At 63.3% G+C, this 12,674-nt stretch carries 9 protein-coding genes; 4 read left to right on the plus strand and 5 right to left on the minus strand.

Annotated elements, in window-relative coordinates:
- Window positions 1-266 precede the first annotated feature (266 nt).
- Complete coding sequence (locus tag HU720_RS22435; protein ID WP_186523037.1) at window positions 267-2,267, plus strand: U32 family peptidase; 2,001 nt, start codon at window positions 267-269, stop codon at window positions 2,265-2,267.
- A gap of 120 nt (window positions 2,268-2,387) precedes the next feature.
- On the plus strand, window positions 2,388-4,289 hold the full coding sequence (locus HU720_RS22440; protein ID WP_186523038.1) for a sigma-54-dependent Fis family transcriptional regulator: 1,902 nt from the start codon (window positions 2,388-2,390) through the stop codon (window positions 4,287-4,289).
- A gap of 229 nt (window positions 4,290-4,518) precedes the next feature.
- Here HU720_RS22440 and aldA read toward each other — a convergent pair whose 3' ends face one another.
- Both aldA and HU720_RS22450 read right to left on the minus strand, forming a co-directional pair.
- A complete protein-coding gene (gene aldA / locus HU720_RS22445) occupies window positions 4,519-5,952 on the minus strand; it encodes an aldehyde dehydrogenase (protein ID WP_186523040.1) in 1,434 nt (477 codons plus the stop codon).
- Between the two features lie 7 nt (window positions 5,953-5,959).
- The gene (locus tag HU720_RS22450) at window positions 5,960-8,140 is read right to left on the minus strand and encodes a PQQ-dependent dehydrogenase, methanol/ethanol family (RefSeq protein ID WP_186523041.1); all 2,181 of its coding nucleotides are present in this window, start codon (window positions 8,138-8,140) and stop codon (window positions 5,960-5,962) included.
- A gap of 286 nt (window positions 8,141-8,426) precedes the next feature.
- On the opposite strand from HU720_RS22450, the gene HU720_RS22455 reads away from it, so the two are divergent.
- Window positions 8,427-9,437 (plus strand): aldo/keto reductase, encoded by a 1,011-nt coding sequence (locus HU720_RS22455; RefSeq protein ID WP_186523045.1) that lies wholly within the window; start codon window positions 8,427-8,429, stop codon window positions 9,435-9,437.
- 135 nt (window positions 9,438-9,572) lie between these two features.
- Window positions 9,573-10,670, plus strand: coding sequence for an alkene reductase (locus tag HU720_RS22460; protein ID WP_186523047.1), 1,098 nt, complete (start codon window positions 9,573-9,575; stop codon window positions 10,668-10,670).
- 83 nt (window positions 10,671-10,753) lie between these two features.
- Here the strand turns inward: HU720_RS22460 and HU720_RS22465 are convergent, their stop codons facing one another.
- From HU720_RS22465 to HU720_RS22475, 3 genes are all read right to left on the minus strand, one after another.
- Window positions 10,754-10,966, minus strand: coding sequence for a cold-shock protein (locus HU720_RS22465; RefSeq protein ID WP_003179963.1), 213 nt, complete (start codon window positions 10,964-10,966; stop codon window positions 10,754-10,756).
- A gap of 144 nt (window positions 10,967-11,110) precedes the next feature.
- A complete protein-coding gene (locus HU720_RS22470) occupies window positions 11,111-12,022 on the minus strand; it encodes a LysR family transcriptional regulator (protein ID WP_186523049.1) in 912 nt (303 codons plus the stop codon).
- 58 nt (window positions 12,023-12,080) lie between these two features.
- A complete protein-coding gene (locus HU720_RS22475; protein ID WP_186523051.1) occupies window positions 12,081-12,473 on the minus strand; it encodes a hypothetical protein in 393 nt (130 codons plus the stop codon).
- Window positions 12,474-12,674: the final 201 nt, after the last annotated feature.

Raw genomic sequence — 12,674 nt, forward strand, 5'->3', positions numbered from 1 at the left:
TTGGGTTTTCAGGGCTGCTGCGCAGCCCAACGCGGGACAAGCCCGCTCGCCACAACTATCTATCGTTTCCCACAGGATCGGGTACAACCAGCAATGTTGCGGTTGAGCACGGTCCCTGTGGGAGCTGGCCACAGCCTGCGATGAGGCCAGGGCGGGCTCGCACAAAACCATAGAATCTCCCACAGGATCTGGGCACCCAAAGGTGCCAGCGAGGCATTTCACCGTTACAATGCCCGCCTTACCGTGACCGCCCGAACCATAACGACATGTCCCTTCCAAAGAATCACCTGGAACTGCTCAGCCCTGCCCGTGACGTGAGCATCGCCCGCGAAGCGATCCTGCACGGCGCTGACGCCATCTATATCGGCGGCCCAAGCTTCGGCGCGCGCCACAATGCCTGCAACGAGGTCGGCGATATCGCCGAACTGGTCGAGTTTGCCCGGCGCTATCACGCGCGGGTGTTCACCACCATCAATACCATCCTGCACGACAACGAGCTGGAGCCGGCGCGCAAGTTGATTCACCAGCTGTACGACGCAGGCGTCGACGCGCTGATCGTGCAAGACCTCGGCGTCATGGAGCTGGATATCCCGCCCATCGAGCTGCACGCCAGCACCCAGACCGACATTCGCACCCTGGAGCGGGCCCGCTTCCTCGACCAGGCCGGTTTCTCGCAGCTGGTGCTGGCCCGCGAGCTGAACCTGCAAGAAATCCGCGCCATCGCCGCCGAAACCGATGCGGCCATCGAATTTTTCATCCACGGGGCGCTGTGCGTGGCGTTCTCCGGGCAGTGCAACATTTCCCATGCCCAGACCGGGCGTAGCGCCAACCGTGGCGACTGCTCCCAGGCCTGCCGCCTGCCGTATACCCTCAAGGACGACCAGGGCCGTGTGGTCGCCTTCGAGAAGCACCTGCTGTCGATGAAGGACAACAACCAGACCGCCAACCTGCGCGACCTGGTCGACGCCGGCGTGCGCTCGTTCAAGATCGAAGGCCGTTACAAGGACATGGGCTATGTGAAGAACATCACCGCCCACTACCGCAAAGAGCTCGACGCCATCCTGGAAGACCGCCCGGCCCTGGCCCGCGCTTCCAGCGGCCGTACCGAGCACTTCTTCGTGCCCGACCCGGACAAGACCTTCCACCGCGGCAGCACCGACTATTTCGTCAGCGACCGCAAGATCGATATTGGCGCGTTCGACTCGCCGACCTTCACCGGCCTGACCGTGGGTGTGGTAGAAAAAGTCGGCAAGCGCGACCTGCTGGTGGCAACCGAGGTACCACTGAGCAACGGCGACGGCCTCAACGTGCTGGTCAAGCGCGAAGTCATCGGTTTCCGGGCAAACATCGCCGAGCTCAAGAGCGAGTCGCAAGAGGACGGCCAGAAGCGCTACCGCTACCGCGTCGAGCCCAACGAAATGCCCGAGGGCCTGTACAAGCTGCGCCCCAACCACCCGTTGTCGCGCAACCTCGACCACAACTGGCAGCAAGCGCTGCAACGCACCTCGGCGGAGCGCCGCGTCGGCATCGAGTGGCACGCGGTATTGCGTGAGCAGCGCCTGATGCTCACTGCCAGCAGTGAAGAGGGTTTGAGCGTGCAGGTGGCACTGGACGGGCCGTTCGGCGCCGCCAACAAGCCGCAGCAAGCGCTGGAGCAACTGCACGACTTGCTCGGCCAGCTCGGCACCACCATGTACCACGCCAGCGCCATCGAACTGGATGCGCCGCAGGCGTTCTTCATCCCCAACTCGCAACTCAAGGCCCTGCGCCGCGAAGCCATCGAGGCGCTGACCGAAGCACGCATCAAGGCCCACCCACGCGGCAGCCGCAAGGCCGAAACCACCCCGCCACCGGTCTACCCTGATTCGCACTTGTCGTTCCTGGCCAACGTCTATAACCAAAAGGCGCGGGACTTCTATCACCGCCACGGCGTACAACTGATCGATGCGGCCTACGAGGCCCACGAAGAGCACGGCGAAGTGCCGGTGATGATCACCAAGCACTGCCTGCGCTTCTCGTTCAACCTGTGCCCGAAACAAGCCAAGGGTGTGACTGGCGTGCGCACCAAGGTGGCACCGATGCAACTGATTCAGGGCGATGAAGTGCTGACCCTCAAATTCGACTGCAAGCCGTGCGAAATGCACGTGGTGGGCAAGATGAAAAGCCACATCATCGACCTGCCTACCCCAGGCAGCGCGGTGGCGCAGGTGGTCGGGCACATCAGCCCGGAAGACCTGCTCAAGACCATCCCGCGCGCGCCGCACTAAGCGCCGTTAGCGGTCACCGGTATGCTGTGGGGGCATACCGGTGGCAATGCGCCTGCACCTGCTCTTCTGTGCCACACCTGCTATGGTTTCCCCACACAAAAACAAGACACAGGAGCGCCCATGTCAGCGCCCGCCTCCCGCGCCAGCGAGCTGGCCGCCTTCATCGACTGTCACCTGCCCGGCCGCAGCCTTGCGCCCGACGCACTGATTGCCGAGTCCTGGTATCGCAGTATCAAGCAGCACCACCTGGACCCCGCCCAGCGCCATATAGACAATCTGCTTGGCGCCGCCGAGGTTCGCGAGCATCAGGCTCGCCATGAGGCCTGGCTGAACCTTGCAGGCCTCGGCCTCAACGGCCTTGCCCAGCGGGTGGCGCCGGCAGGCTTTGCGGTGCTGCTGAGCGACCGCAACGGCATTACCCTCGATGCCCGCTTACCCGCCGACACCCTGCGCTACACCCGTGCAGGGCTGGTGGCCGGGGCCTGCTGGGACGAGTCGATTGCGGGCACCAACGGCATCGGTACGGCGCTTGCGGCAGGCCAGGCGTTGACCATTCACCGCGAGGAGCACTTTCTGGCGAGCAATGCCCAGCTCAGCTGCTCGGTATCGCCTCTGTTCGATGCACAGAATCAGTTGCTGGGCTGCCTCAACGCTACCTGCCTGCACGCCGAGGGCCCCAAGCAGGCGCAGCATCTGACCCTGCAACTGGTAAGCCTGTATGCGCGGATGATCGAGGACACGCATTTTCGCCACTGCTACCGCGACGGCCTGACGCTAGCGCTGAGCCCTGGCGGCGGCCTCGAAGACCTCGCAGCCGGCCAGTTGCTGGCGCTGGACGACAGCGGCCGCGTTATCGGTGCCAACCGCGCCGCGTTCATCTGCCATTCCCAGGCACTGCTAGGCATGCGCATCGAGCAATTGTTGCCGGCCAGCATCGACCAACTGCTCGACCTTACCTATGGCGGGGCCCGGGGTGTGACACTGCGTAGCCACGCTGGCCAGCAGCCGCTGAATATCGGCCTGCGCGTGCCCGCCGGCTACCGCCCGGCCAAAGCCAAAGTCATCGCCACAGCAACTCGCAACACCAGCCACCCCGATCTCGATACCCTGGCCGGCGGCGACGCTCAGTTGCAACAGGCCGTGCGCCGCCTGCGCAAGGTGCTCGACAAGGACATCGCCATTTTGCTCGGTGGTGAAACCGGTACCGGCAAGGAAGCCTTCGCCCGCGCCCTGCATCAAGCCAGTGAGCGTCGCGCCGGGCCTTTCGTGGCGCTGAACTGCGCGGCCATCCCCGAATCACTGATCGAAAGCGAGCTGTTTGGCTACCGCGCCGGCAGCTTTACCGGGGCCAACCGCAAAGGCATGAAGGGCAAGCTCGAACAGGCCCATGGCGGCACGCTGTTCCTTGATGAAATTGGCGACATGCCTGCGCACCTGCAAACCCGCCTGCTGCGAGTGCTGGCTGAGCGCGAGTTGGTGCCACTGGGGGCCGAGGCCCCGGTCCCGCTGGATATCCAGGTGATCAGTGCCACGCACCAGGACCTGGCGGCAATGATAGCCAGCAAGGGTTTTCGCGAAGACCTGTACTACCGGCTCAGCGGCCTGTGCGTGCAACTGCCGCCGCTGCGCGAGCGTGGCGACCGCGAGGCGTTGATCGAGCGTTTGCTGGCAGCCCAGCCAGTGACGCTTAGCCCTGAAGCGCGAGATTGCTTGCTGGGCTATCACTGGCCGGGGAACGTGCGGCAACTGATCAACGTGCTGCGCTCGGCTATGGCGCTGGCTGAAGATGGCCTGATAGACGCTGATTGCTTGCCTGAGGAACTGCTGATGAGGCCTCACGCAAGCCGGCCAAAAGCGCTGGAGCAGCAGGTTGGGCAAGTTGAGGCCGAGCATTTGTTGCAGGTGCTGCAACAAGTGCGCTGGAACATGAGCGCAGCCGCGCAGACCGCAGGCATTTCACGCTCTACGCTTTACCGCAAGATGAAGCTGTACGGGATTGTGCAGCCTAATCTGCAGGTTTGAAGGGCAGTGCATCTTCTACCGCTGGAGATCTGCTTTTTTGTGGCAAGCAGGCTGTAGTGGCGAGCGGGCTTGCCCCGCGTTGGGCTGCGAAGCAGCCCTGAAACCCACAACCAAGGGCAGGGCCGCTCTGCAGCCCAACGCGGGGCAAGCCCGCTCGCCACAAAGCGATTGTTCTGGGGCCGAGGAGCTGTGGCCGCGAAGGGCCGCAGGGCGGCCCCAATTGGCCGGCTCACCCTTGTATGTAAACCACCTGGGTGCGGGTGTACTCATACAGCCCATGCTTGCCATCCGCCCCGCCGATCCCCGACTTGCGCGCCCCGGCGTGGAAACCCTGCATGGCCTCGAAGTTCTCGCGGTTGATGTAGGTCTCGCCAAAGTCGATCTCGCGGCTGGCGCGCAGCGCCGCATTGAGGTCGCGGGTGTACAGCGATGAAGTCAGGCCATATTCGCTGTCATTGGCCAGGGCAATCGCCTCGTCCAGGTCATGCACCACCTGAATCGGCAACACCGGCCCGAAGATCTCCTTGCGCATGATTTCCATGTCGGCCTTGCACCCGGCGAGCACCGTCGGCTGGTAATGAAAACCGGCACCAAGGTCCGCCACCTTGCCGCCGAGCACCACCTGAGCGCCCTGCCCGGCTGCCGTGCGTACCATCTGCGCCACCTTGTCCAGCCCGGCCTGGTTGATCAATGGGCCCATGTCCAGGTCCGCATCCCGCGATGGGTCGCCGTAACGGACCGACGACATCGCGTGCGCCACCTTGTCGATGAAGGCATCTGCCACCTGGCGCTGCACATACACACGCTCGGCGCAGTTGCACACCTGCCCGGTATTGATCACCCGCGAGGCGACGATCGCCCTCACTGCCAGGTCCAGGTCAGCATCGGCGAGCACGATCGCCGGGGCCTTGCCGCCCAGCTCCAGGTTGAGCTTGGTGATGTTCGGCGCTGCCGCTGCCATGATGCGGGCGCCAGTGGCAACGCTGCCGGTAAAGCTCACAAGGTCCACCCCCGGGTGGCTCGACAGCCCATGGCCGACACTTGCACCACGCCCGCCAACCACATTGAACACACCAGCCGGCAGGTCGGTCTGGGCCACCAGCCGGGCGAATTCATAGCAGTTGATCGGGGTTTCTTCGCTGGGCTTGATCACGATGGTATTGCCGGTGATCAGCGCCGGCGCCATCTTGCGTGCGATCAAGAAAAACGGAAAGTTCCACGGCAAAATGCCGGCCACCACGCCTAATGGCTTGCGCAGCAGGAAGATATGTTCGCCTGCGCGGTCACTGGTCAGCACCTCACCCTCAAGGCGTCGTGCCCACTCTGCCATGTAGTCAAGGTAATCCGCGGTGAAGGCTACCTCGACCTGAGCCAGGGCCTGCACTTTGCCACCTTCATGGGTGATGAGGCGCGCCAGAGGTTCGGCATTGGCGCGGATTTTCGCGGCGATCTGGCGCAGGAAGCCTGCCCGTTCGATGGCGGGGCGCGCAGCCCATGCCGGTTGCGCCCGCCTTGCAGCGTTAACCGCTTGCTCTACGTGGTCGGCCGATGTTTCTGGAACATGGGCCAGCAGCTCACCGTTGGCCGGGTTGAAAACCTCGATGTGCTCGGCGCTGGCCACGAAGGCGTTGTCGATGAAGTTCTGATAGGTCGTGTCCGTCATGTCGGTGTCACTCCTGGGTATGGTTATCGGCAAGCGGCTGGGTGGCAGGCTTGGCGCTGAAACGCTGCCAGGCATCGCCCTCGGTCTGCAGGTCATGGGCGCGCTTGATCAGGTAGTCGTGCAGTTTGGCCACCTCTTCAGGCTTGAGGCGGTCGGCGAACGAGGGCATGCCATCGGGGATGCGCCCTCCGTACAGGATGCTGAGAAACATCTGGTGCTTTTCGGCGCTGAGCTTGCGCAAGTCGGGCAATACACCGCCGCTGACGGCGTGGATACCGTGGCACTGTGAGCAGTTACCGTCATACAGCGCGGCCCCTGCGGCAATGGTCTGCGCATCACCGGTCTGCGCCGGTGGCTTGGGCGCATCGGCCGGCGCTGGCGGCTCGTGCAGCGTGGCGGTGCCGCCCAGCTTGTAGGTGAGCACCTGGGCGAACGGCTGAACCCCGGCGCGCAAGCTCAGCGCCCCGGCAAAGGTGCTGAACGCCCCACCCCAGCCAGCCATGAAGGTCACGTACTGCTCGCCGTCTACCGAATAGGTGATCGGTGCGGCCATCACGCCGCTGGCGGCGGGCGACTCCCATAGCTTTTTGCCGGTCTCGGCCGCGTAGGCGATCACCCGGCCATCGGCGCTACCCTCGAACACCAGGTTGCCGGCAGTGCTCAAGGTGCCGCCGTTGAAGATGGTGATGTAGGGCACTTCCCAGGCCGGCGCCTGTTTGACCGGGTCCCAGGCAATCAGCTTGCCGGACCAGGTCTTGGCCATTTCCAGCAGGCCGTCCGGGCCTTCAGGCATCATGCCGGTGCGCAGTCCCAGCTGGTAGACGCTCTTGAAGGGGTGGCGCTTGGGCGCTTCGGGGATGTGTTCGTAGTACGCCGACATGATGTGCGCCGGGATGTAGACCAGGCCCGTCTGCGGGTTGTAAGACATTGGGTGCCAGTCGTGTGCGCCCCAGAACGCCGGGGTGACCAGCTTGCGCTTGCCATCCTTCCAGTAGGCGGCGGCCTGGTCATCGACAATGGGCCGGCCAGTCTTCATGTCGATGCCCTTGGCCCAGTTCACCGGCACGATATTCTTCGCCGACAGCAGTTCGCCGGTCTTGCGGTCAAGCACATAGAAGAAACCGTTTTTCGGCGCCTGCATCAGCACCTTGCGCTGGCGGCCGTCGATGGGCAGCTCGGCCAGGATCATGTGCTGGGTGGCGGTGAAGTCCCAGGCGTCACCGGGAGTTGTCTGGTAATGCCAGGCGTATTCGCCGGTATCGGCGTTGACCGCGACGATGGATGACAGGAACAGGTTGTCGCCCTTCGCCTGGCTGCGCCATTTCGGGTCCCACAGCGAGCCGTTGCCTACGCCTATGTACAACAGGTTCAGCTCGGGGTCGTAGGCAAACGAATCCCAGGCAGTGCCGCCGCCACCCTGCTCGACGAACGCATCGCCATGCCAGGTCTTGGCGGCGATGGCCATGGCTTTGTCCTCCGGTGGCAGTTTCGGGTCGCCGGGCACGGTAAAGAAGCGCCACACTTGCTTGCCGGTCTCCGCGTCATAGGCGGTGACATAGCCGCGTACGCCAAACTCGGCGCCGCCGTTGCCGATCACCACCTTGCCGTTGACCACCCTCGGCGCCCCGGTAATGGTGTAGCTGCGGGTATGATCGCTGCGGGTGTCCACCGACCACACGCGCTTGCCGGTCTTGGCATCGATCGCCTCCAACCGGCCATCCAGCACCCCCACGTAGACCTTGCCCTGCCACACCGCCACACCACGGTTGACGGCATCGCAACAGGCCTCACCGGCGCGCTGGCGGTCCGATTGCGGGTCGTATTTCCACAGCAGCTTGCCGTTGCGCGCATCCAGGGCGTAGACCACCGAGAACGGCCCTGTGGTGTACATCACGCCGTCGACCACAATCGGCGTCGCCTCGACGCCACGGTCCAGGTCGAGCTTGTAGCTCCAGGCCAGCCCGAGCTGGTTGACGTTGCTCTGGTCGATGTTCTTCAGCGGGCTGAAGCGCTGCTCGTCGTAGGTGCGGCCGTGGCTCATCCAGTTGCCGGGCTCCTTGTCGGCGGCAATGATGCGTGCACCGTCCACCTCGGCGGCGTGACTGGGTAGCAGGCAGGACAGGCTAAGGGCAATGGCAAGGGGCAAGACACTCGGCAACAGCCGGCGATGCGGGCCGGATTGGGTCATGGCTGGTTCTCCGTTCTTGTTATGGCGACAGCTCAGTAGAGCGTCGCAAGAACCCAGAGCAATGCCTGTGCCACGGGGGCATAACGCGGCTGTAAAGCCGGTGGCAGAGGGCTTGGTGCCGGCTGCATGAGGCGCTGCAGTTCAGGCCAGACTGTCGCAGCCGTGGCACACCTGGTGCGGCGCTGACACAGCTGTGTCAGCCTGGAATGCCGGCGAAACCTTTCAAAGCGCCTGGCTTGTGTGTAAAAACAGCAGACCTCCCTCTGCGATGAAAGGATTCCCGGCAATGAAATACCGCCCTCTTGGCACCTCTGGCCTGCAGGTCTCGGCCCTGACCCTAGGCAGCATGATGTTCGGCGAGCAAACCAGCACCGAGGACTCGCTGCGCATCATCGACAAGGCCTGGGACCAGGGCATCAACTTTGTCGACACTGCCGATGTGTACAACGCCGGGCGCTCCGAAGAAATCGTCGGTGAGGCCGTGGCGCGCAATCGCCATGAGTGGATCGTCGCCTCCAAGGCCGGCTACGGCCCGGTCGACGGCGTGCCTAACCGCAGCGGCCTGTCGCGCAAACACCTGTTCAATGCCATCGATGCCACCCTGACGCGCATGGGCACCGATTACCTGGATATCTACTACCTGCACCGCGAAGACCACAGCGTGCCGTTGGAAGAGACCGTGCGCGCCATTGGCGACCTGTTGGCGCAAGGCAAGATCCGCTACTGGGGCGTGAGCAACTTCCGTGGCTGGCGCATCGCCGAAATTTGCCATGTGGCCGATAAACTTGGCGTTGCCAAACCGGTGGTCAGCCAGCCGCTGTACAACATCGTCAATCGCCAGGCCGAGCCTGAGCAAATCACCGCTGCAGCCTTCCACGGGCTTGGCGTGGTGCCGTTCAGCCCGCTGGCGCGCGGCGTGCTCAGCGGCAAGTACGCACCCGGCTCCACGCCGGATGCCGGCAGCCGTGCCGGGCGCCAGGACAAGCGCATCATGGAGGTGGAATGGCGCCAGGAATCACTGAGCATCGCCCGCCAGGTCCAAGCCTATACCGAAGCCAAGGGCGTGGGCATCGTCGAGTTCGCCATTGCCTGGGTGCTGAACAACAAACTGATCAGCTCGGCCATCGTCGGGCCGCGCACCGAGGCGCAATGGGACACTTACGCCGGTGCCCTGGAGGTCAAGGTAACGGCTGAAGATGAGGCCTTCATCGACTCGCTGGTGACGCCGGGGCATGCTTCGACGCCTGGCTTCAACGACGTGGCGCACTTTGTCAGCGGGCGCTTGCCCCGCGGGTAAACGTTGTTGGGCGTGCCGCTGTTGCATGCCCTTATATTCCCCATTGGGGACGTTGACGCCGGGGTACCGGTCCCCCCTTTCCCCAATCACCCCTGTATCTTGCGCACCATCCAATTCAACCTGCGATGGTGCTCAATGAAACTGTTCGAACCGCTCAAGCTCGGCCCCCTCACCCTGCCCAACCGGGTATTCATGGCGCCGCTGACGCGACTGCGCAGCCGCGAGCCGGGTGATGTGCCGACGCCGCTGATGGCCGAGTACTACACCCAGCGTGCCAGCGCCGGGCTGATCATCACCGAAGCGACGCAGATTTCCTTCCAGGCCAAAGGCTATTCAGGCTCGCCAGGTATTCACAGTGCCGAGCAGATCGCCGCCTGGCGCCAGGTCAATGAAGGTATTCACGGCGCTGGTGGCCACAGCGCGGTGCAGGTGTGGCACACCGGGCGCGTTTCGCACACATCCTTGCAACCCGGTGGTGCAGCGCCTGTGGCACCTTCGGCGCTGCCTGCCGATGCACGCACCACGCTACGCGACGAGCACGGCCAATTGATGCGCGTCGAAACCTCCACCCCACGTGCCTTGAGTGAGGCCGAAATCGCTGAAATTGTCGGGGACTTCGGCCAGGCGGCAGCCAATGCCCGCGAGGCCGGCTTCGATTTCATCGAACTGCACGCCGCCCACGGATACCTGCTGCACCAGTTCCTCACGCCCAGCGCCAACCTGCGTGAAGACCGCTACGGCGGCAGCGTCGAAAACCGCGCACGGATTGTGCTGGAGGCGGTAGACGCCGCCATCGCGCAATGGAGCGCCGACCGGGTGGGCATCCGTATTTTTCCGCTGGGGGGCTTCAACGGCGTCGACAACGGGGAAGACCAGGAAGCTGCGGGCCTGTACCTGATTGGCGAACTGGCCAAGCGCAACCTGGCCTACCTGCACTTGTCAGAGCCAGACTGGTCGGGCGGCAAACCGCTGCGCGACGAGTTCCGCAAGGCGATCCGTGCGGTCTACCCAGGGGTCATCGTAGCGGCTGGTGCCTACACGGCTGAAAAAGCAGAAGACTTGCTGAACCGTGGCCTGATCGACGCTGCGGCATTCGGCCGGGCGTTTATCGCCAACCCTGACCTGGTGGAGCGTTTACAGCAGCAAGCGCCGCTGAACGAGCATCGGGCGCAGTTCGACTATGCCAATGGTGCTGAAGGCTATACCGATTACCCGGTAATGCAGAAGGCGTAACGCCCGCAACGGCCGTGAGGCCGGCATAAAAAAGCCTGAACTGCATGACAGTTCAGGCTATGGCACAAGGGCTGTGCGTTGGCTTACTCAGGACGCACTTGAGCGGCTTGCATGCCCTTTTGCCCTTTTTCAGCGACGAAGCTGACGGTTTGGCCTTCTTTCAAAGACTTGAAACCATCCGACTCGATCGCCTTGAAGTGGACGAACAGGTCATCGCCACCACCCTGAGGGGTGATGAACCCGAAACCTTTCTCGTCGTTAAACCACTTCACTGTGCCGGTCTGTCTGTTGGACATGCTCTGAATCCTCATTCATTAACTGTGTTTCTTCATTACGAGGCTTGCAGATGCAAACCTCGGTAACCGCATCTTGCGCGCATCCGCGCAACGGTTCCACTGGCATTATTAACAGTGGTTCCGTTGGTCAGTGTAGACGGGCTTTCAAACTTCCCAAGGCACTCCGTGCTGCCAGCTTTCTACCAGCAGATCGATGAACCCGCGCACCCTTGGCGACAGGTGGCGTTTGCTCGGGTACACGATGCGAATGGGGTCGGCAGGTGGGCGGTATTGTTGCAGCACCTCCACAAGCGTGCCGGCGCGCAAGTCGTCGCCCGTGATGTAGGTAGGCAGTTGAATCAGCCCGAACCCCGCCCGCGCGCCGTCGAGCAGCGCTTCGGAGCTGTCGATGTTCAGCCGCCCAGGCTCTTCGCACAGATGCAGCCCTGCTTCGGTATGAAAACGCCAGGGGCTGGACTTTTCACCCACCAGAAACGCGATCTTGTCATGCCCGTACAGGTCCGCCGGCACCTGCGGCGTGCCGTGGGCGGCCAGGTAGGCGGGCGAGGCACACGTGACGAAGCGCTGCCAGGCCACGGTGCGGGTCAGCAGTTGCGAGTCTTCTTTAGGCGCACCGATACGCACCGCGACGTCTACGCCCTCTTCGACCAGGTCGACAAAACGGTCGGTGAAGCGGATATCGGCACGCAGCTCGGGCCAGCGCTTGAGGTAGCGGTCAAGCAGCGGCAATACATGGCGCTGGCCGAACGACAGCGGTGCGGTCAGGCGCAGGGTGCCGGTGGGCTTGCCCCGGCGCTGGGCCATGGTGGTATCGACTTCATCGAGGTCATCGAGAATCTGCTGCCAGCGTTCGAAAGCCACCTGCCCTTCATCGGTCAGGCTCAGCTTGCGTGTAGTGCGGTTGAGCAGGCGCACAGCCATGCGGGCTTCCAGGCGGGCGATGCTTTTACCCACCGCCGAACGGGTCAGGCCAAGGCTTGCACCCGCGGCGGTGAAGCTGCCGGCCTTCACGGCGCTGACAAAGGCGGCGATGTCGCCGAAGCGGTTGGGTTCCATGGGGCATTCCGGTTGGCACAGCCCTGCAAGATGGGTGCAAATCGGCGTATTGCAAGGCTCAGCGGATAATCAGCCGATAGGCAACGGCCCGTGTTTCACGACCGTTGGGGTACCCTGCGAAAATCACCTGCTCTTCGCCGGCCTTGGGGCCTGCGGTATACACGTAGCGATTGATCGGTTTGGGTGCGCTGATGCGGTATTCGCGGTGCAGGCGGCCCAGCTTGTCCGGGTGGATAGCGCCCATTTTTTCGACCGGCGTCCAGCGCTCAAGCCAGGTCTTGCGGCCTTCGGCTGTGGTGTAGTCGTGTATGACGCAGCGCTCGCCGCGCTTGAGTTGCACCGGGATTACCCAGTTGCCGAACTGCTCGTCCTTGTACGCTTTGTCAACCTGCACCTCGCAAGCCATTGTGGGGCCTGCCAGAAGCGCCAGGGACAACAGGTAACGGTTCATGTAAAGCTCCTTGAGTGCTGATGAAGATCAAAGGCCGGGCAAACCTGTGCCGGCCTCATCGCAGGCTGTCGCCAGCTCCCACAGGATCTGGACAAGGCCTCAATGTTGCGACTGTGCGCGATCTCTGTGGGAGATTCTATGGTTTCGGGCAAGTCGCTTTTGATTGTGTAGGAGCGGCCTTGTGTCGCGATGGGCTGCGAA

This window comes from Pseudomonas sp. SWRI51 (genome assembly GCF_014268825.1).
Lineage (GTDB): Bacteria > Pseudomonadota > Gammaproteobacteria > Pseudomonadales > Pseudomonadaceae > Aquipseudomonas > Aquipseudomonas farsensis.

Bases quoted from the DNA above. Each gene is read 5' to 3' on its own strand.
- HU720_RS22455 (WP_186523045.1), top strand. From the start codon at position 8,427: ATGAAATACCGCCCTCTTGGCACCTCTGGCCTGCAGGTCTCGGCCCTG.
- aldA (WP_186523040.1), bottom strand. From the start codon at position 5,952: ATGACGGACACGACCTATCAGAACTTCATCGACAACGCCTTCGTGGCC.
- HU720_RS22475 (WP_186523051.1), bottom strand. From the start codon at position 12,473: ATGAACCGTTACCTGTTGTCCCTGGCGCTTCTGGCAGGCCCCACAATG.
- HU720_RS22460 (WP_186523047.1), top strand. From the start codon at position 9,573: ATGAAACTGTTCGAACCGCTCAAGCTCGGCCCCCTCACCCTGCCCAAC.
- HU720_RS22450 (WP_186523041.1), bottom strand. From the start codon at position 8,140: ATGACCCAATCCGGCCCGCATCGCCGGCTGTTGCCGAGTGTCTTGCCC.
- HU720_RS22435 (WP_186523037.1), top strand. From the start codon at position 267: ATGTCCCTTCCAAAGAATCACCTGGAACTGCTCAGCCCTGCCCGTGAC.
- HU720_RS22465 (WP_003179963.1), bottom strand. From the start codon at position 10,966: ATGTCCAACAGACAGACCGGCACAGTGAAGTGGTTTAACGACGAGAAA.
- HU720_RS22470 (WP_186523049.1), bottom strand. From the start codon at position 12,022: ATGGAACCCAACCGCTTCGGCGACATCGCCGCCTTTGTCAGCGCCGTG.
- HU720_RS22440 (WP_186523038.1), top strand. From the start codon at position 2,388: ATGTCAGCGCCCGCCTCCCGCGCCAGCGAGCTGGCCGCCTTCATCGAC.